Genomic DNA, 20,043 nt, shown 5'->3' with positions numbered 1-20,043 from the left:
TGGCGGTGCAAGCGATCAGCACGTGGTGTTACAGAGGTTCAAAAATTGAACCCATAAAGAGAACCGTTCCAGTTTGATTATCCAGAATTGCACAGAAAAAAGGACGATTAACCACCATTTGGAAAGGTTCTTCTGGCATCTGAAGAGATGTTGACCTAACACCACCTAAATAGGCAACAGCAGCGGCTTCGGTGCCTTCTTCATTCACTTCTACGAAAGTTTTGTGTTTGACTTCATTGATGGCAACTTCCGCAGCAGTCATCCCAGAAAAATCTGCTTCTCGATTAAAAACAATCCCCATTCCTAGTGCCGCTAAAGCGTTATTTAGTTGAATTTCGTAATCAAATTTAAACCGAGGTAGCTTAATTGAACCATCTCGCTTACGAAACTGGCTCATCCACTGCTGCCAGTTTTCCGTATTTAATTGCTCTTGAAAATCTTCGAGAGTTGTATTTTCCTGAGGCAAAAAGACATACAAACTTAGCTTTCTTTGACCGTAGGGCAAACTCACTGCCTGAAAAGTTTCATTTTCATAGTAATGATACTTACTAGACTGAGACATCATCGGGTGTTGCTTCTGACTACCATCTGATAAATAGAAAGCAAGTTCAGTTGTTTGATTTTTATCGAATTCTTCACTCCAGTTACCTTTGAAGTAAATGGCATTAATTAAAAAAAGGATGTCATTGGGCTGAATTTCTTCAACAATTTCTTCAATTTTACCGGATGTATTTTCTTTAACCCAATTATTAATTACATTTGGGGCATCGGGTCTAGAAAAGTCAAGCTCTGTTACCTGAGCTTGATAAAATTGCTGGTTTGCTTGCAAAAATTTAGTCTTAAAAGTAATACCTTGCTTCGCCCAAAGGGAGTTAGCGATCGCTAGTTGAATATTAGGATCAGCATTTTCTAAAGTGACTTTTAAAGCTTGATTGGCTTGGTTAATCTCTTGGAGACTCATCCCTTGTAGTTCTAAAGCTTGCGCCATCGCCTGCTGGGTTTCGCCACTAGCACCGTTGTAGATCATGGAAAGAGCGATACCCACACTGCTAGGCGAGAGAAATATATTTTTGCCGCTCTCTTGTTGGAGAATCTCTTGGAATAGCTTAAAACCGAATTTTGTGTTGGCTTCAATAAAGCCAGGAGCCACTGAAGGGTTAGCTGAATCGATATTTGATTGTAAATTCCTAAGTTTTTGAGCGCTAAAAAGAGGCTCAACAGGGTTACTCTTATATGTTGTAAATACCTCTAAAAAAACTGTCAAAATAATGCTCGCTGCTACTACGATAGATAATCGAATGAGCATTCTCATTGTGCGTCTTTCCTTGTCAGTGTGCTTTGATTAAAATGACTACTTATGGTCACAAGTGTTCCGAAATGTAAAGACTTAGTAACCTTGTGTAGTCAATTTAAGGTTGCATTGGGATGGAAAACATAGCTAATAATTGAGCGATTGCTATAGTTTAAGTAATTTAATTAAAGATGTAAGACTACTAATAGTATATTAAATTAGACCAATCATTCAGTTCTTGAAAATGGGCAATAAAAAACTGTTGTCAGGCTTGGTGTTATTTGTATTATCTGTCTCACTGGTAGTTACGCTCAATATTTATCCATCTCTAAGCAACGCCCTTCCCACAAATCAGGCTAGCGAGTCAATTTTAAACAAACTTTTTCAGGATACTGAGGGAGCCTTTGTTCTCAAAGACCTGAAGGATAATCAGTACATTAGATACAATAAAGCGCGCTGTAGTCAAAGGTTTAGTCCCTACTCTACCTTCAAAATTCCTAACTCTTTAATTGCTCTAGAAACTGGTGTTATTAAAGACGAAAATATTGTAACTCCTTACGACTCCGAAAAGCATCCTCCCGAACGGTGGTGGCCTAGGGAGTGGCAAAGTGACCATAGTCTACGTTCTGCAATCAAATACTCAGTAGTTTGGTTTTATCAAGAGATTGCCAAACAAGTCGGTAAAGAAAAGTATCAAAAATATATGGAGCAATTCCAATACGGCAACGAAGATGTTTCTGGCCCAATTGACCAATTTTGGTTGAATAACTCTTTGCAAATATCTCCCAACGAACAGATTGATTTTTTAACGAGATTTTACAACAATGAACTATCGCTATCCAACCGCACAACTGATATTGTTAAAGACATTCTAGTTTTAGAAAAAACAGACACTTACAAGTTGAGTGGCAAGACCGGTTTAGGTAGTGCGGCGAATGGCAAGTCGGTTGGTTGGTTAGTCGGTTATTTAGAAAGAGAAGACAATGTTTACTTCTTTGCTACTAACCTAGAGGATTCCTCTTCAGAAGCTTTGATGGGTAAAAGAAAGGAGCTAACTAAGCAAATTTTGGCAGAATTAGGACTTTTGCAGTAAATTACTGTTCTTAGTTAGTTTTGCCCCTTTTAAACATTAAGCAGCTACAACTTACTCTGGCACCGTCCACCAAGCTAGAGCATAAGATTGAGCAGCCTCATTGATTTTTTGGCGATACTGAACGCGGATTTTGTAGCGACCAGCTTCGGGGATTTGGCAGAAAACATGTTCTACACTATCAACGTCACTGCTCGAGGAGCAAACGCTTTTACTAGTATCATTTTCTGCCACTGGCATCAGGTAAAGGTCAAGGTTATTTAAACCGTGATCGCGAAAACTTTCCCCAAGGTCATAAAGCTCATTTTTGTTAGTATCTTGCAACTCTACTAAGCGATCCCAAGTGAGGGTAAGAGCAACAAAACTGCCTTCCTTGAGAGGTTTCTCTAATATATAGTCCTCAACAGATGACTCGTTAACTGAACTATAATCCCAACCCATCGGCGGTACACCATTAGCAGAGGGACTCCACTGACCAGGGCTAAATTGTTGGTAAGCTCTAAAGGCATTGAGATGCCCAGTACCCATTTGAATATCTAGTGGTATCTTGGGGTCTTGATAGGCATCAGAATCAAGCCAGCTGCGGTTATCTTTTCCCAAGGTAGTGCGGCTCATGCCTAAGAGCAAACCCTCGTCAGTATCTTGAATTTTGTCTGCTGAATTAAGCAATACCGCTTTCATGACTTCATGGCGTCGGGAATCTTTACTCCAGTTGGGCTGCGAGGAGTGCAGTTGGCGATCGCCAAATTCCTGAAGCAGTGCTACGGAACCTGTAACGTGAGGAGCAGCAAAGCTAGTACCACTGACTTCTACTGATTTACCCTCTAGATTGTAGACAGAGATTTTGCTACCAGGAGCCACTAAGTTAATGGCACGACGAGGGCCAACATTGATTTCCCGTTTAATCAGACGCCTTCCAGGGCCTTCTGGGATATCGCTTAGATTAGCGAAGTCTACCTTGCTAAATATTCCTTGTCGTTTGGTCGTGTAGGCAGTGGTTATACCGTTATAGTGGTCTGTGGGAATGGGAATGCCGCCTTCACCCTGATTACCAGCAATCACGTAAAGAACATCGTGAAATCTGGCTGACCAATCAATACACTGCGTTAGCAGAGCATTACCATCTAAGATTGCCTCAATTCTGTTATCCCGCTGTAGAGATTCGCCAAAGCTAAAGTTAATTGCTCGGACATCTCCGCTATTTTGTTGGGCTACATGCTGGGCTGATAGGCACTCTTCTGCTTGCCCACTCTTTAATGGTGAACCAACGGCGGAGGAATAGAGTCTGGCTCCTGGTGCCACTCCTGGTAGGCTTTTATCGCTACTAACCATAACCCCGGCTACCATGGCTGCATGGGTATCCACGTTATCATCGGCTTTCGCGGGAGAATCACGATAAAAAACCCGATACAGAGGCAATGTAGGGTTCCAGGAAACAGCTTTGTCGAGACCAAAAAATCCTGGTCTGCCGATTTCTACTTGACCAATGCCAATTTTACGACCGGTTAAATTGTAGGGTTTGTCCTGTAGTCTCTGAGCGCTAATTCCTTCTTCTCCGATGGAAGCTGGTGAAGCTAGCGCAGGAAGTGTTAGACAACTAGCACTCAAGCCCCCAATTATCAATACCAGTCTTTTAAGAATCTGTTGGTGAGCCAAGGAAGCTTCTCCTTCTCCTCATCATCGGTTTATTAATTCAAGGTCAGAGGGCAAAATCTCTGGGTTGACACACTACCCTAACGATTGATTCCCATCAATCGGGGAAAGATTAGTGCCTTGCTTAGCAAATTTAGGGGATTGCTAAAGATTTTGTTAAGATGATAACTAGAAAGAGGATACAGGAGAGTATCACCAATTATGACCAAAACGCAATCTCAGAAACCCATCGTCGTTGCTCCTTCTATATTATCAGCCGATTTTAGCCGATTGGGGGAGCAAGTAAAGGCGGTGGATGCCGCTGGTGCTGATTGGATACATGTAGATGTCATGGACGGTCGCTTTGTTCCCAACATCACCATTGGTCCTCTGATTGTTGAAGCACTTCGTCCTGTTACCACAAAACCTCTGGATGTCCATTTGATGATTGTGGAACCAGAAAAGTATGTAGAGGACTTTGCTAAGGCAGGAGCTGATATCATCTCAGTGCATGCTGAACATAACGCTTCGCCCCACTTGCATCGCACTCTCTCCCAAATTAAAGAACTGGGCAAGCAAGCTGGCGTTGTACTTAATCCTTCAACACCTTTGGAGTTGATTGAGTATGTCTTAGAGCTATGCGATTTGGTGCTGATTATGAGCGTCAATCCTGGCTTTGGAGGCCAAAGTTTTATCCCCGGTGTGATTCCCAAAATTCGCAAACTTCGTCAGATGTGTGATGATCGCGGTCTTGATCCCTGGATTGAAGTTGATGGCGGACTCAAAGGCAGCAACAGTTGGCAGGTTTTAGAGGCAGGGGCGAATGCAATTGTTTCTGGTTCAGGTGTCTTTAAAGCCAAAGACTATGCAGAAGCTATTGAAAGTATTCGCAATAGCAAGCGTCCTGATAGGGAATTAGCTACGGTTTAAAACCACTGCTTTAAATTTAGATAATTAAACAATAACCCACTTGAATAACCACCTCCCTTGTCAGGTATTTATTTGAGTGGGTTTATTTCGTTTGGGTAAAAATCCCACAGCAGTCTCAGTTTTACTAATAGAACTGCTTTGATGAGAATTTTGCCCAAAAAAATTTCCTATTGCCTCATTGACAGACAGATGGCTTCAATTCACGAGACTCTTGCTTCACCTGTCCACTAATTGCCGCTTGCTGCAATCTCATGAAGGCACATAAATCTTCTCCGCCATACTTGGTTTTTTGTAAAAGCTGCCGTAGTTTTTCTTCAGCTTCAATAGTCAGATAGCCGGTTAAAAGTGCCTCTTGGGCAATTTCGCGGATTAAAACCATAAATCAGCACCTCTGATTACAGCAGTACTTTACCTTTCTTCGGTGACTATCTAAGCTGCTTGACAACTCTCACAGCTAATTCAAAGAATATCGCGTGAGATTCTTGAGCTAATCACCGGCTTTTTTAGTTGTCCCTACTCAGGTCTTACACAATTATGTCCTAGCTTAAGCCTAGTTTCACTTATTAACTACAATTAGCTTAAGGCTAGATCTCCAAGGATTTTTTCTATTTCAACAGAGCTTAGGGTGTGTCCCACTTTACCTGCATCACCACTAATTTGTATTATTTCGATAAAAATCCCTGACTAGTAAGCTTAGTGGGACAATACAAACTTTATGAGTTGTGATTAATCCAAATAACCCATTAAGTCCTCATCATCAATTTCATTGGAGGCAATTGGTCGGTTGCCTACCAAATTTTCTCCCTCGATAAACTTAAGAGCACTAGATGTGATGGGGCGATTCCCAGAAATAGTGAGCGTGTCCGAGATTGTAATGTTGCTAGAGGCAATGGGCCGCTTACCCATCCAGGAGACAGTTTCTCGAAATTGAACTTTGCTGGCAGAAATTGGGCGGTTTCCAGGGAGAGGCATGGGTAGCGCCCTCTGAGTGGTGACTAGTTGTGAAGTTGGTTGCAATTTGCTTGGAGTTGCCATAATAATCAGTTAGAATTTGCTATCTTTAGTGGTGTTTAAACCCTGCTTTTGCTCAGTCTCGGTCTCATCTACTTTCGCCGTCTTTTCTGACTTTGCCAGTAGAGTTGTTTCCTGCTTGTAATTGTCCCACTTTGGCATTACGGCTAAGAGACGTCACCGAATATCTTGAATGATTAACTCAGTTTGCTCATAATTGCTTGCCTATCTCCTAAGAAAGCAATTATTCTTAGTTTGCGACTTGCGTTCTTCTTTGTTTTTGAGTAGAAAGGTACAATTGGCTTAATCAATAATACCATTGCAGTAAAAAAAATACATATAAAAGTTGAGTTTTGTGAAGGCTAGTAGCAACACTCAAGACTATCTTGTCTGTGCTTTTGTAGTCAGCTTCAAGGTACATCACCAACCTAGAGTACAGAGAGCAAACTTTACCAACAAAAAAACCAGGGACTGTGGGTAATTCAATTGAGGAGTAACCAAACCACCTCAATTGTTGATTAATTGTTGATTAGTAGAGCTAAGTAAAAATAATTCATAGATCATTTGATTTGCTACTTTTACGGATTAGTGCGTTAAGAGTAGAGGATTTAAGTAAACCTACGGTTGATAACTGGTAGGTTACTTCTGTCACGCTGTATAAGCGAAGGCAATAATCAACAAGTCTCATGTGTCGTAAATGATTCAGATAGAACCGATGGAACAGTGGCAAAATGAATTACACGATTGGAATACCGCAGTGGCGCAATTAATGGAACAAAACAGTTACAGGTGTTGTGTCCATACCCTCAGAGGGCATTCAGATGTAGTTTATTCTGTAGCGATCAGCCCAGATGGACAAACTCTGGCTAGTGGTAGTGCCGATCACACGATCAAGCTGTGGAATCTTACTACTGGAGAACTCCTCGATACCCTAATTGGTCATTCTGACTTTGTTGTTGCTGTCACCATTAGCCCAGATGGAAAGACTTTGGCTAGTTGCAGTGATGACGGAACAATCAAAATCTGGAGTCTCACCACGGGAAAGGTTATATCTACCCTCACAGGTCATTCTGACTTTGTGAATGCTGTTACCATCAGCCCAGATGGGCAGATTCTTGCCAGTGGCAGTAATGACGAAACCATTAAGTTATGGAACCTTAACACTCTTCAGGTTCTGGATACTTTCACAGGGCATTTTGACTACGTAGTCGCCCTTGCCATCAGCCCAGATGGGCAAATTCTGATCAGTGGTAGTAATGACAAAACTATCAAGCTGCGGAACCTCAGCACTGGTCAGGAAATCCAAACCCTCTCAGGAAACTTATCCTACATTAATGCAGTTGCAGTTAGTTCAGATGGAAAAACTCTTGCCAGTGGCGGTGCTGACGGAACTATCCAACTCTGGAATCCAGGTACTGGAACGCTTCTAGGCAACCTCACTGGTCACGCCGGCGATGTTCAATCCCTCGCCCTTAGTCCAGATGGACAAACTCTTGTCAGTGGAGGTGGGGACTACACGATTAGGTTGTGGAATCTACTCAATGGTCAAGAAATTCAAACTCTTGGAGGTCATTTAGGCGCTGTTTATTCCGTCGCCATTAGCTTGGACGGCAAAACTCTTGCTAGTGGTAGTAAAGACAACACGATTAAAATTTGGCAGATGCACTCTTGAGTCAGAGGTTTTGGTTACAGTATCATTTAACTTGAATTCGCTTAGCTCAAGTAGAGTAGTTTGGCTGTAATGCTTAGTTAGAAAAGCAGATTATTGGACAACTTCTGTTTTTCCTAATTGCTCTAACTTGCGATCTCATCCGTAAGTCACTTAACCTTAAAGCCCTGATTCCGCATGAGAAAATGTAGTACCTTGTTGTCGAAGTGAAACTAAGCAGAAATACTCCATCCGAGAGCTTATATTCCCAGGAAAAAGCCCCATTCTTCAACCCCCGCTAGAGGTGGAGAAGTAGCATAATCAGTCACTAGCATGACTTCAGGTACGAGTGGAACACGTCATTCGCCGCTTCAAGATTTTCCTTGATCTTTTCCGGTCATTATCGCAACCGCAGAAAAAGGTTTGGCTTGCGTTTAAATCTGATTGCTGGCTTGCCCAACTACGAACTAGCACATGCTTCCTGATTTATGCAGGAGGTCTATTGAGTTACTAAGGAAAGAATTGCCGTACAGTAAATTGACAGTAAATAGCTAAAATTGAAAAGCTAACAGCATCGCAATCGCAGCTCATCAATAATGACCAATGACGACTGGCTAGAAATCGGTAGAATTGTCTCCCCCCAAGGTCTTAAAGGGGAATTGCGGGTTTATCCCAATTCTGACTTTCCGGAACGGTTTGAAAAACCAGGACAGCGTTGGTTACAACGACCGGGTGAAACGGAACCCCAATCTGTAGAATTAGTGAGTGGGCGTTATGTCCCGGGAAAAGCATTATACATAGTGCGACTAGCGGGGGTAGAAAACCGTGATCAAGCAGAAGCGTTGCGAGATTCTCTGCTATTGGTGCCAGAAAGTGACCGCCCCATGCTAGGAGAAGATGAGTATCATGTAAGGGATTTAATTGATCTAGAGGTTTTTGATCAGCTTACAGGTGAAGCTGTTGGAACTGTAGTGAGTATCATTCCAGCAGGTAACACTCTTTTGGAGGTAAAACTGCATCAGCAACCCGCACCAGCGCCAGCCAAGCCGGAAGCTCCGACTCCCAACAGAATTAGTAAACAACGCAAATTTAAGCGCCAGAAAACAGCGAAACCATTAACAGTACTGATTCCTTTTGTTAAAGAAATTGCGCCAGTTGTAGATCTCCAAGGTGGTCGAATCGAAATTACACCGCCTCCTGGTTTACTAGAAATCGAAATCAACGACAATTAATACTGAATTATTTACTAAATTAGTGGCAATAAAATTTGAAATTCTGTACCAATTGATGGCTCTGACAGCATGAGCAGTTGACCTCCGTGTTTTTGCGTAACTATCTGGTGACTAATTGCTAGACCTAAGCCTGTTCCCTTACCCACAGGCTTAGTAGTAAAGAAGTTTTCAAAAATACGCTGTTGAATCTCTGGTGGTATCCCAGGGCCATTATCAGCAATCCGTACCGACACCCAATCGACTTCAGACTTTGAGACAATTTCAGTTTTAATCTCGATACGAGGTTGCCATGTTTTTGAGCCACCTACTTGCTCACTTGCCCTGTCTTCTAGGGCGTCAATGGCATTACTGATAATGTTCATAAACACTTGAGACAGTTGACCTGAATAACAAGGGACTTGTGGTAAATAACTATAATTCTTAACAACTTCAATACCACACTTGAGTTTGTTATTCAAAATTATCAAAATACTCTCAAGACACTCATGAATATCCGTTGGCTGAAGATGTGCTTCACTGAGGTGAGAGAAGTTTTGCAAACCACCAATAATTTTAGTTAGTCTCTCTGACCCCATTTTCATACTTTTGATGATTTTGGGTAAGTCTTCCCGCATAAAATCTAGATCGTACTCTTCTTTAAGAGTGGTCACTTTTTCAGGGGTTTGAGTAACTTCAACTTCGTAAACTGATAACATTTGCATGATTTGTTGGCAGTAATCTGCCAAAAATCCCAAGTTACCAGTGATACAGGCAACTGGATTTTTAATTTCGTGGGCAACACTAGCAACCATTTTTCCCAGACTAGCCATTTTTTCTGTTTGCATCATCTGAGCTTGAGTTTGCTCATTGAGTAGCTGGGTTGTTAGCTGCTGAATGTGTGACTGAGCAACTAATAACTGATGGGCATCTAGCAAGCGGTAAATTCCTGACTCCATTTCTACCACAATTGGTTCGTAGAGTAATTTAGGGGAACGCTGTAGGGAACACAAGGCAGCTTCTACAATCTGCGTTTTGCCACTAAGCTTTAAAACTTCTGCTCCGACAAAGCTATATAAAGAGAAAAGAGGACGCCGGGAAAATAGTTCTACCCCGTAAGGGCGGCTCATTTGCTCTAGGAATCGACGCCGCGAAATCATACCAGCAAACTTACCTTTGTCGGTAAGAATAACTCCGGGTAGCAACTGATTTACCTGAAATGTCTGAGCGACATCTTTACCCAAACAAGATGATTCCACTTGAACATCGTATAGTGACAGTTCTTCTAACCTTGAGTTGACACTAAGATTCAGCTTATTAGATTGGGTAGTCAAGGATAAGGCTTTTTTTTCTTGCTGCACGGTAAGCATCATAAGAGCAAAACTATTTGCACATCATCTGTATATTAACTAGCAAAAAACAACTTAACATTAATTTTCTTTGTTTTATTTTAAGCCCAGCATATGATAAGTTTATTGTGTATTTTTTATTGTTCAAAAGTAAATAAATGGTTAATTAAAGGTTAATCATTGGTAGTTTGCCTTCGATAGGTTACGCTGCTCAAAATACTTGAGATCAACTTAACTAATTAATCGTCGGTATGTAACAACATTTATCCTCCGAAAATATAACTAATCAACAGCTAATTATCTTTTCTACAACTCACTTGTCCTAAACAGGTAGTGACTAAGGTTCTGAATCAGGCAAATATGCCAAAGATGATGACTGCTAGTGGATAATGTAACTACACTTTGCTTACCCAGGCTTAACAATTAATCGACCTCTAGCAAAAGTATTTTACTGATACCTTGAGCAGCGAAGCGGTAGCAACTTTTCCCTTCAGGGCGCTTTCTCGCCTTTGGCTGTGATGGCTTTACTAAACACGAACTAGGGTCTACTGTTGGCATCAATTCTTGTCCGCTTTTCCCCGTATACCCTACAGTTATCCCTTCGCTGTGATCGTTTGTCCTTAGGCTATCCCTTCGCTGTCCCTTCGTTGCCCTCGAAGGTAAGGCTTCGCTTTCCGGGTAGCGTCTCCTTTGAAAAGAGGACAAGGCTCAGCAAACCAGACTTCTACAAAATGGTTATTCCCTGAACTCACTTACGGGAAATTAACCAAAAGATAAAAAACTCCCCATCGCTCAAGAAACCTTGTTGTGTTGGTTAAACAAGATTTAGCTACCAGCATCGATTATAATCTTCACGATGTAAATCGCCTCACCAAGGTGGGCATCAGGTTTTCTAGGGATAAGACGTCACGGAGGAGAGAACCCCCACAAAAACAAGTGAAAATATAACTACTGAAAATGATCTAGAGTAACCCTATAAACAACTATTTTAAATCATCCGTTTCAAAGGATGTACTTGTCGTATTAAGGGGTACTACTATCCTGACCAAGAAGATCTTACTGACTGAATCATTCAGGTAAAAATACCCACTCAAAAGCAGAATGCATGAATCAACTGAACACCGCCTTCACCCTTTTCTTAAGTTTGCTTGTCGAGGCAATGCCTTTTTTGCTAATGGGGGTTTTGCTCTCAGGCTTGTTGCTATTTTTCGTTGATGAGCGCAAGCTGATAGCTGCCATGCCTCGAAACCCCCTGCTAGGAGCAATCGTCGGTAGTTGTGGAGGCTTTCTTTTCCCTGTCTGTGAGTGTGGCAATATCCCAGTAGCGCGGCGTCTACTACTCCAGGGAGCACCAACACCCGTAGCAATTGGGTTGTTACTGGCAGCACCCACGGTTAATCCCATTGTAATTTGGGCAACCTGGGTGGCGTTTCGAGACCAGCCAGAAATCGTGGTGTTGCGAGTGTTGTTTTCCCTAAGTATAGCGGTTTTTATCGCCTGCTTATTCAGTACTCAAGCAGACTTGCGTCCCCTACTACAACCGTCGGTGACTCGCTCTCGGTTAATCAAGTCAGAGAGTCCTGTAGGTTCCCTTTGGCAGTCTAAACCCGCACAACCAGAGCGTAAACCAGCACTCTTACAATCTGGTTCATTTCTGCTGGGCCAACCGGAAGGACCTTTACGGATGGATGCTAGTTCCTTGCAGGGTTCAGTGGCTACCGGCAAGATCAGTCAACCCTTGCCAGATAAACTGCGTTTGTTCTTAGAGAATACAATTCAAGAGTTGCGAGAGTTAGGAGGTGTCTTAGTTATAGGAAGTGCGATCGCAGCAGTAATTCAAGTTGGTGTACCACGTGAAATCATCGTTAGCCTTGGTCAAGGACCAGTAACTTCTATCCTGGCGATGATGCTGCTAGCGGCAGTAGTATCAATTTGTTCCACTGTAGATTCTTTCTTTGCTCTGGCTTTTTCTTCCGTTTTTACCAGCGGTTCTTTGTTAGCCTTTTTGGTGTTCGGACCGATGATCGATGTTAAAGCGATCGGTTTGATGTTATCTGTATTCAAGCCAAGGGCAATAATTTACTTGTTTGCCCTCGTAGGACAATTGACCTTGTTGTTGACTTTAATCATTAACTTATATTTTAGTTAGCTGAATCGTTGATTAGTTGTGAGGCGTTGACCAAACACTCTAAGGACTTTTAATTATTAGTGACCAAAGCTTATGAGTTCCACTCGCAACAGAGGACGGCTGAGGCGTCAACAGCCCTCCTTTGAAAACCTGATCTTTCCTATGTTAGACATCTTAGCCCTAGCTGCCTGGGGCACTGTAATACTGAAATATTGGCTCGGTGGCAAACTAAATTTACTAATTCACCCCAATTACTTTGCCTTAGTTGTTGTCACAGCCTTAGTACTGTTGATGTTTGCCGCTTGGAGAGTTTATTTGTTGTGGAGTCAGGTGCAGCAAAGGGTATCGAGTGAAGCACCTGTACCCGTAGTGCAACATATCAGTCTATTTCCCCCTGGCTGGAGTAGTGCTTTGCTACTAACTGCGGCAGTTTTGGGATTGCTGGTAACGCCGAGGGTGTTTACTAGCCAGACAGCACTTGACCGGGGAGTCACTGAAGCCGCACTCAGCTCAAGATCGCAACCCCAAGCCTTTCGTGGTGCTAGCGCCCCCCAAGAGCGTACGCTGATTGAATGGGTAAGGACACTCAATGTTTATCCCGAACCAGACGCTTATACGGGTCAAAAAGTTAGGGTTAATGGTTTTGTTGTTCACTCACCCAACTTACCGTCACAATATCTATTAGTTTCTCGCTTTATCATTACCTGCTGTGCTGCCGATGCTTATCCAGTCGGTTTACCAGTAAAACTTGATGTTAACCGCGATGCTTATCCCCCTGATACCTGGGTAGAAATTGAGGGTCAGATGATTACCGAGAACTTAGATAACAAACGCCAGTTGACCATTGATGCTAGTTCTATTCAGAAAATTCCTGAACCAGAAAATCCTTACTACTACTAGTGCTTGCCATCTATGGCGGCAGTCTTGAGGGAAATTTTTTGACGAAAGCTGGTAAACAGTCCGCTAGACTGAACTCAAGAGATAGGCAAAAAATCAATAGTAGCCGCCGCGCTAGAACAGATGGAATTCCTCTTAGGGCGTCAAAACTTATATAACGAAATACGTAAGCCAGACACCCAAATCGATCTGGCTGCATCGGCACTTTATATTGCCCAAGAAGAGTACCCCGAATTGGAAGTAGATGCCTACCTCAGTGCCCTGGACGTGATGGCGGCTGAGGTAGAAGAACGCTTGCCCCCAGAACGATATCCCCTGCGGCTAATCAAGAGTCTTAATCATTACTTATACAATGAACTAGGTTACAGCGGTAACGCCAGTAATTACTACGACCCTCGAAATAGTTTCCTCAATGAGGTGATTGAGCGGCGAACTGGTATTCCCATTACTCTCTCCCTCGTTTACCTAGAAATTGCTCGACGCCTTGATTTCCCGATGGTGGGTATTAATCTGCCAGGGCATTTCCTAATTCGCCCAGAGTTTCAGGAAGCAGGGATTTTCGTTGATGCCTTCCATCAGGGTGATATTTTATTTGAACAAGATTGTGAGGCGCGACTGAGTCAGATTTATGGGCATCCCGTGCGGCTACAAGCAGGTTTCACAGCTTCAGTGAGTTCTAGACAACTGCTGGCACGGATGCTGACTAATCTCAAATTAATTTACTTAAAGCTCAACGACTTACCCAAAGCCCTGGCAGCAGTAGAACGAATTTTGCTCTTATTTCCTGAAGTCCCTACAGAATTGCGGGATCGAGGACTTCTTTACTACCAACTGGGAGATTCTTGGACAGCATCCCAAGATCTGAAAATGTACTTGGCAATGCTTCCTTTAGCGGAAGATGCCCAGATAATTAGCCGCTTGCTAGAGCAACTCAGTAAGGATTAATCGATAATGGTCGAGACTGGCTGGCTATTGAGTAATCGTCGATGAGCATTAAGTAGAAGTCCCATAATAATTCTCCTCCGCTACTCGTTTAAGTCGTCTGAGTTGTGCTTTCATATCCTCCTGCGTGAAGTTGGCAGCGAAGGTGTTGAAACCCCAGCTAACTAGAGGGTTGGGAATTATAAACTGAAAACGGTTGAGTAGACTGGTGCCATTATTATTGGGGCGACACTCCCAGCGATCGCGTCCCTGGAAAAAGCCCTTAAACTCCCAAACCACTAAACCAGGTTCTCGTTCTGCCACCACAGTCTGGAGAGTGGGTTGCAGCAGAGGAATGTTAATCACAAAACGAGAGCGACTCCCGACGCTGGTACTCCATTTGCCTATAGGTTCACAGCGCAACACAGGATTGAGCCAACGGTGCATCAAAGTCTGGTCAGTGATGCAGCGCTCGACAACGGTAGCGCTGGCTTTAATCTGGATTGATTGTTCAAAAACTTGAGTGTTTGACATTTACTGCGGTCTACGCAATGAGGTGACTAAATACTGCCAGAAGAGATGAGAAACCAAGGGTTAACTATATATGTATATTTTCTGCCCAAACTTTGATTTAAACACTTAACAGCATAACTGTGATTGCTTATTGGGACTTAGACAGATTTCAAGCCCAAACAAAGCCCAAAGCAGCTTTGTGAGCAAAGAATACGTCCCGATTGTGGTTCAACCACTCCATAAAACGGAAAGACATCGCTGTCCGAAACGCCTCTAATGCTTCAGTAAAGGTGTTTAAAGGTTTCGATGCCCAACGCCGTCTTAATCCTCCGGTTAAAGTGTGCCATAAAATAAATGTATAGGCACAAAACACAAGCATGAAATGTCTTATCAGGCTTCTATAATCTCTGACTTGATATTCAGATAAACCCAACCAGCCTTTGGCTTCCCGATAGAAAACTTCTACCCAATTTCTTTGAGAGTAGGTAGTTACTATCCAATCGGCTGTGGCTTTTGTTGATTCAACATTGGTAATAAAATAGTCAACATCACTAGCTTGGTCGAAGGTTGAGGCATTCATGACGATAGCAATTGTTCTCTTTCCTTCAAGCTGTGAGAGTTCAACTTCTACAGGAGCCACCCAAACGGTTTTCAGTTTATCTAGATTGATTTGAACAGGGGTAAAATCTTTTGGCGACAAGGATTCGGCTAACTTATCTAGGCGAATCTCTTCTCGTTGACTTATCCCTATTTCAATTATCACCTTACGGTTTTTGGCTAATCCTCCTATATACTTGAGTTTCCTTTTTTCCAGTTCCAGCAAAAACGTTGTGTTATTTCCATACCCAGCATCAATTAATACGATACCCGGTCGATATCCTCTGTTCATGCTGCGGTCAATTAATGCTAAGCCTAACTCCGGCTTTTTCTGGAATTCAATATCTTTTTTTCCTTCAGCTAAAGAACTAGCGTGTTGAGATAACTCTATATCTAACGGTAGGCTTTTTTTCCCATCATATAGATGAGTTGTTACCACTACTATTCCGTTGTCTGTCTTCCCGATTTCTCCAATGTACTGTCGTCCTACTCCCGCCGTGAAATTGCCACTTTTCCTATGTCCTGAGTCATCTACAATTAACGTGAATCCTCTACTTATTCGGGTTGGGCTACACTGATTCATCACCAGTAGACGCCGCTCATTTACCTGTTGAGCATTCCAGGGGGCTTCCGTTAAAAAATGATGTAATCGGTGGTAAGTCACTCCCACCGCGTTATCCGCCATTTGAGACAGGTTTTTTCCTTCACTTTCCCCTAATAATCCCCCAATATAGTTCCTAAACTCCCTTTTTTGCGCTTGATGTCTCCAGACATCATCAAAGCGTTTGCACCATCTATCGAAGCAAGGAGGCATGGCGGCGGGGGTTGTCTCTTTCCTGTCTTACACTCTAATGTCAAATGGCTGCCATGCCTAAATTATACCTTTATTAACTCTTTATTTTCGTTTAAGTCCCGTTATTTACTCTGCCAAAAAATAGACACTAGGCGACAAATCTAGGGTACAAAAGAGAGGCGAAGACAGAAAAAGATGAATTTTTGTACCTGATTGTTCTATCAAAGTGGAGCTGATCAGCAATTTGCGGTTTAATGTTGTCCATAAATATCTCGGACTTGATCGGACATGCTCTGCATTTGTTGTGACGAAAGCGCCGATTGAATGAGAGGATAAACATCATCTCGTGACCGCAGCCCGGTAGCCACAAGTTTCCTGTGGTTGCCTGCGGGATGTGAGGAAAACGGAAGAAGGATGAATATGTATAAAACTTGGGAAGGGATTGTCCAAATTTTAGGAGTGGGCGTGCCGCTCCCAGCGCGCCTAATTTTAGCGCAGGAAACAACGACAACTACCACTGAGGTATTGAGCGGAACAGATGCCATTTTCGCCAATCTCGGTACATCTTTTGTCAGTTTGATAAATGCGATCATTATCCTGCTGGTCGGCATTATCGTTGCTTGGATTGCCTCTGGTTTAGTCAAGGGATTACTCAGTCGCACCGATATCGACAACAAAATTGCCGCCTGGGTAACTGGTGGTCAGCCGGGAGTAGAGTCTCCCCCCATTGAGAAATGGATATCCGGTATAGTTTTCTGGATTGTGATGATCTTGACTGCTGTGGCAGTTCTAGATTCTCTCAATCTCAATACTGTTTCCGCACCTCTCAATAGTTTTCTGGAACAAATCCTTGGCTACTTGCCTCAGCTGGCTGGCGCAGCGATTCTTTTGGGAATTGCTTGGTTAGTTGCCACCGTCGTCAAACTAGTAGTAACGCGGGCTTTGAGGGCGTTAAACTTAGACGAACGTTTCAGTCGGCAAGTAGAAGAGAGACCAGAAAGAGCTGGGGAAGCTACTCCACCAACAACTAGTGGGTTTTCGCTTGCAGAAACAATTAGCAACGTAGCCTACTGGTTCATCTTTCTACTATTTCTGCCATCCATCTTAAGCACCCTCGAATTGGAGGGAACCCTGCTACCAGTGCAGCAGATGCTCAATGATATTCTGGCAATCTTGCCGAATATTTTGGCAGCAATAGTAATCGCTGCCGTTGGTTGGCTGGTTGCTCAAGTAGTACGCCGTATCGTCACTAATCTTTTGGTAGCAGTAGGTACTGACCAGTTTGGGGCGCGGTTTGGTCTGAATCAAGCAACTGGAACTCAGTCGCTATCCTGGATTCTGGGGACAATTGTCTATGTACTGATTTTGATTCCTGTGGGGATCGCTGCCTTAAATGCGCTGAACATTGCGGCAATCTCAGTACCTGCCACCGCGATGCTACAGCAGATTCTTAATGCTCTTCCCAAAATCTTCACAGCCGCTGTGATTTTGGTTATTGCTTATGTCTTAGGAAAATTTGCTAGTGAGCTGGTCGCTAATATCCTGACTGGTTTCGGCTTCAACAACATTTTCCAATGGATGGGCGTCTCCTCAGCTCGCGTTAGCCGCAGGACACCAGTTCCCCCACCTACTGAAACATCATCAGAAGGACTCAACCCACCACCGCCCTCGACTGGTCCAGAAACAACTTTACAGTCTTCTGTTCCCACAAGAACACCCTCAGAAATTGTGGGAATTATTGTGTTGGTCGGGATCATGCTGTTTGCCATTATAGCCGCAGTTGAAATCTTGGAGATTGCTGCTCTGACTGCTATTGTTAGTGGTCTGCTGCTGATCTTTGGTCAGATTCTGGCGGGGTTGATTGTTTTTGCAGTTGGCTTGTACCTAGCCAATCTTTCCTTTAACTTGATTACCAGTTCTGGTTCTCGCCAATCGAGAATTCTGGGAAATGCTGCTCGAATTGCGATCATCGCCTTTTCCCTGGCGCTGGGTCTGCAACAAATGGGCATTGCCAGCGATATTGTTAACTTAGCCTTTGGGCTTCTTTTAGGAGCAATTGCCGTAGCGATCGCTCTTGCCTTTGGTTTAGGTGGTCGTGATGTTGCTGCTGGTCAAGTACGTGAGTGGCTCTCATCTTTCAAAGGAAACAAACCTACTGATATCTAACGTCAGCTTCTTCTAGCAATCTGATTCCAGAGTTGCTCACAAGGACAAGGGAGAGATGGGGGAGATAAGCGTTAATTAATCTCTTTTTTGTCTCCCTTGTCTATAGTTCTGTTCAAATACCAACAACCTAAACCTGTGAGCCACTTTTTCCTGAGATCAGTCGTTTCCTCAATTCTCCTTTAATGCGATTGAGAATTGAAGTTTCATCAAGTGAAGAGAGAATACGACTCACCACAGCTTTTGGTCCATCGGGTCCCCAAGATGCCCCAGAAGCCAAATAAGTTTTTGTTATTTGTCCAATTCCATAGGAAGAAACACCTGCTACACCAGCTTGAGTTATCGCAACAGAAAGATAAGGAGCTAAAGACACCCCACTAGTTGCTGGTGCAGCCAGGGTTAAAAGACCCTTGAGTGAACTGAGTCCTAAATTAGCAAAGAGTTCGCTAGCGGTAATACCCCCCATAGTGATGGCAATTTTTTGCAACAACCCCACAGCTCCCTGCTGAGTCATGGGGATACCGTACAGACGTGATAGGCTCAAAATCATCACCACATCAATTACGCTGCTCGTGAAGATGTCTACGACAGTAACAGGGTTGAGTGCGATCGCAACTGCTTTGGTGATCACGGCTTTCCAAATGATTTCGTTGGCACTCTCCTCCCTAATTGCCATTTTTCTGCTTACCAGTTGCTCATTGAGGTCACTGGCGTAAAGCATTGTATTAATCGCCACTAGCGATTTACCTTCCCGATGCAAAATCTCTAGTATCTTTAGCTGCAAGTCTTGAATCTGTGGTTTTCCGGGGCTGCGCTTGATCCCCATGCTGCCATCGACACGTCGCACGGCTACAGCTTCTAGTGGCGAGGCAGCAACCATGACAATTTCTGCTGGGGTGAGTAATTCTTTAACCCTTTCATCGCGAATTTTACGGTAAATTGCCTGTCGATCAGCATCAGGATACTGGTCAATCTTATTGAATACCAATAACATTGGTTTACCGCTGGCTCTTAACTGAGAAAGAGCTTCATACTCTACCTTAGTCATGTCACCAGCGATGATGAATAGCAGTAAGTCTGCCTGTTTAGCTACTGAGATTGCTAAGAACTCGCGAGTTTCCCCATCTACTTCGTCAATTCCAGGAGTGTCAATTAACTGAATCTGGGAATTACCAACACTGGGTAGGGCAACTCGCTGGATATCCTGATTCGTACCCGCCAAAGTTTCGGTACTCAACTGCCAGTTAGCTGTTTGAGAGTTACGAGTTACTCCATGCAGTGCACCTGTTTCAAACACAGACTGACCCAATAAAGCATTGAGTACGGAAGACTTACCCCGTCCTACCATGCCAAAGGCGGCAATCTGGATACAGGTATGTTCTAGTTTGTTGAGTAATTCCCTCAAGTCCTCAATTTCTGACCCTAGGCCAGCTTGTTCTCGAGGCGTCAGGTCGAGACGGGTCACTATATCCCTGAGTGCGTCTTGCGCCTGTTTGTAGTTTAGTTCGCTCTGAATCTCCTCAAAGCCCGAAATCGCCCTGTCTAATTCGTGAGCCAAACTATCGGAATTGAAGGAGTCAGGCTCAGGTAATGAATGTTTCACAATCGCACCTCCTGCCACTGCGCTAGGTAGCTGAACAGCCGCAAATACTACGTGGTTAATACTCTGATCCTAGTTGCCACCATTTGAAGATCGGCACGAGGGAAGAGGAAGTAAAATGCTATGGCAGTTTTTATGGGGAGGAAATACAGTAATCTTGGTCTCCAGACTAATCGACCTCGGCTTTAATCTGCCAACCATGGTAGTGTGAGCGTCTCGCTCACACGGGCAAGATGCCCGCACTACGGTTGCTAAACTTCCGCCATCCTGTA

Annotated in this window: 17 protein-coding genes and 1 pseudogene; 9 read left to right on the top strand and 9 right to left on the bottom strand. The window is 43.4% G+C overall.

Annotated elements, in window-relative coordinates; all coding sequences use genetic code 11:
- Positions 1–28: 28 nt before the first annotated feature.
- Entirely contained in the window at positions 29–1,312 is a 1,284-nt protein-coding gene (locus tag ACT7WV_RS15715) for a serpin family protein (protein WP_445103779.1), read from the bottom strand.
- Between the two features lie 223 nt (positions 1,313–1,535).
- Here ACT7WV_RS15715 and blaOXA point away from each other — a divergent pair, with 223 nt between their 5' ends.
- The gene (gene blaOXA / locus ACT7WV_RS15710; RefSeq protein WP_445103778.1) at positions 1,536–2,384 is read left to right on the top strand and encodes a class D beta-lactamase; all 849 of its coding nucleotides are present in this window, start codon (positions 1,536–1,538) and stop codon (positions 2,382–2,384) included.
- 51 nt (positions 2,385–2,435) lie between these two features.
- Here blaOXA and ACT7WV_RS15705 read toward each other — a convergent pair whose 3' ends face one another.
- Positions 2,436–4,037 (bottom strand): S8 family serine peptidase, encoded by a 1,602-nt coding sequence (locus ACT7WV_RS15705; RefSeq protein WP_445103777.1) that lies wholly within the window; start codon positions 4,035–4,037, stop codon positions 2,436–2,438.
- Between the two features lie 198 nt (positions 4,038–4,235).
- Here ACT7WV_RS15705 and rpe point away from each other — a divergent pair, with 198 nt between their 5' ends.
- On the top strand, positions 4,236–4,943 hold the full coding sequence (gene rpe, locus ACT7WV_RS15700) for a ribulose-phosphate 3-epimerase (RefSeq protein WP_445103776.1): 708 nt from the start codon (positions 4,236–4,238) through the stop codon (positions 4,941–4,943).
- Positions 4,944–5,118: 175 nt separating this feature from the next.
- Here the strand turns inward: rpe and ACT7WV_RS15695 are convergent, their stop codons facing one another.
- The 3 genes from ACT7WV_RS15695 to ACT7WV_RS15685 all read right to left on the bottom strand — a co-directional run bounded on the left by ACT7WV_RS15695 (position 5,119) and on the right by ACT7WV_RS15685 (position 6,116).
- A complete protein-coding gene (locus ACT7WV_RS15695; RefSeq protein ID WP_445103775.1) occupies positions 5,119–5,322 on the bottom strand; it encodes a hypothetical protein in 204 nt (67 codons plus the stop codon).
- A gap of 347 nt (positions 5,323–5,669) precedes the next feature.
- Positions 5,670–5,978: a hypothetical protein gene (locus tag ACT7WV_RS15690; RefSeq protein ID WP_445103774.1), complete on the bottom strand. Its 309-nt coding sequence runs from the start codon at positions 5,976–5,978 to the stop codon at positions 5,670–5,672.
- A gap of 9 nt (positions 5,979–5,987) precedes the next feature.
- Positions 5,988–6,116 (bottom strand): hypothetical protein, encoded by a 129-nt coding sequence (locus ACT7WV_RS15685; protein WP_445103773.1) that lies wholly within the window; start codon positions 6,114–6,116, stop codon positions 5,988–5,990.
- Positions 6,117–6,651: 535 nt separating this feature from the next.
- Between ACT7WV_RS15685 and ACT7WV_RS15680 the strand changes: the two genes are divergently transcribed.
- The 3 genes and pseudogenes from ACT7WV_RS15680 (at position 6,652) to rimM (ending at position 8,834) form a co-directional block, all read left to right on the top strand.
- Positions 6,652–7,626 carry a WD40 repeat domain-containing protein gene (locus ACT7WV_RS15680; protein ID WP_445103772.1) on the top strand — a complete coding sequence of 325 codons (975 nt, stop codon included), beginning with the start codon at positions 6,652–6,654 and terminating at the stop codon, positions 7,624–7,626.
- A 362-nt stretch (positions 7,627–7,988) separates the two neighbouring features.
- Positions 7,989–8,087 (top strand): annotated as a pseudogene (locus ACT7WV_RS15675) (IS5 family transposase); the annotation flags it as partial.
- Positions 8,088–8,198: 111 nt separating this feature from the next.
- Positions 8,199–8,834: a ribosome maturation factor RimM gene (gene rimM / locus ACT7WV_RS15670; RefSeq protein WP_445103771.1), complete on the top strand. Its 636-nt coding sequence runs from the start codon at positions 8,199–8,201 to the stop codon at positions 8,832–8,834.
- 14 nt (positions 8,835–8,848) lie between these two features.
- Here rimM and ACT7WV_RS15665 read toward each other — a convergent pair whose 3' ends face one another.
- Positions 8,849–10,183 carry an ATP-binding protein gene (locus ACT7WV_RS15665; RefSeq protein ID WP_445103770.1) on the bottom strand — a complete coding sequence of 445 codons (1,335 nt, stop codon included), beginning with the start codon at positions 10,181–10,183 and terminating at the stop codon, positions 8,849–8,851.
- Between the two features lie 1,081 nt (positions 10,184–11,264).
- On the opposite strand from ACT7WV_RS15665, the gene ACT7WV_RS15660 reads away from it, so the two are divergent.
- The 3 genes from ACT7WV_RS15660 to ACT7WV_RS15650 all read left to right on the top strand — a co-directional run bounded on the left by ACT7WV_RS15660 (position 11,265) and on the right by ACT7WV_RS15650 (position 14,129).
- Positions 11,265–12,308, top strand: a complete 1,044-nt coding sequence (locus tag ACT7WV_RS15660) for a permease (RefSeq protein ID WP_445103769.1) — start codon at positions 11,265–11,267, stop codon at positions 12,306–12,308.
- Between the two features lie 72 nt (positions 12,309–12,380).
- Complete coding sequence (locus ACT7WV_RS15655) at positions 12,381–13,187, top strand: TIGR03943 family putative permease subunit (protein ID WP_445103768.1); 807 nt, start codon at positions 12,381–12,383, stop codon at positions 13,185–13,187.
- 120 nt (positions 13,188–13,307) lie between these two features.
- On the top strand, positions 13,308–14,129 hold the full coding sequence (locus tag ACT7WV_RS15650; protein ID WP_445103767.1) for a SirB1 family protein: 822 nt from the start codon (positions 13,308–13,310) through the stop codon (positions 14,127–14,129).
- Positions 14,130–14,177: 48 nt separating this feature from the next.
- Here ACT7WV_RS15650 and ACT7WV_RS15645 read toward each other — a convergent pair whose 3' ends face one another.
- Both ACT7WV_RS15645 and ACT7WV_RS15640 read right to left on the bottom strand, forming a co-directional pair.
- Complete coding sequence (locus tag ACT7WV_RS15645; RefSeq protein ID WP_445103766.1) at positions 14,178–14,639, bottom strand: SRPBCC family protein; 462 nt, start codon at positions 14,637–14,639, stop codon at positions 14,178–14,180.
- A 148-nt stretch (positions 14,640–14,787) separates the two neighbouring features.
- Positions 14,788–16,029, bottom strand: a complete 1,242-nt coding sequence (locus tag ACT7WV_RS15640) for an IS701 family transposase (protein ID WP_445101212.1) — start codon at positions 16,027–16,029, stop codon at positions 14,788–14,790.
- Positions 16,030–16,428: 399 nt separating this feature from the next.
- Between ACT7WV_RS15640 and ACT7WV_RS15635 the strand changes: the two genes are divergently transcribed.
- Positions 16,429–18,174, top strand: coding sequence for a mechanosensitive ion channel (locus tag ACT7WV_RS15635; protein WP_445105665.1), 1,746 nt, complete (start codon positions 16,429–16,431; stop codon positions 18,172–18,174).
- Between the two features lie 127 nt (positions 18,175–18,301).
- Here ACT7WV_RS15635 and ACT7WV_RS15630 read toward each other — a convergent pair whose 3' ends face one another.
- Positions 18,302–19,774: a GTP-binding protein gene (locus ACT7WV_RS15630; RefSeq protein WP_445103765.1), complete on the bottom strand. Its 1,473-nt coding sequence runs from the start codon at positions 19,772–19,774 to the stop codon at positions 18,302–18,304.
- Positions 19,775–20,043: the final 269 nt, after the last annotated feature.

It is taken from the genome of Symploca atlantica LB2515 (assembly GCF_052546295.1).
The sequence above is the reverse complement of the archived record's forward strand: the minus strand, read 5'-3'. Positions and strand labels throughout refer to the sequence as shown.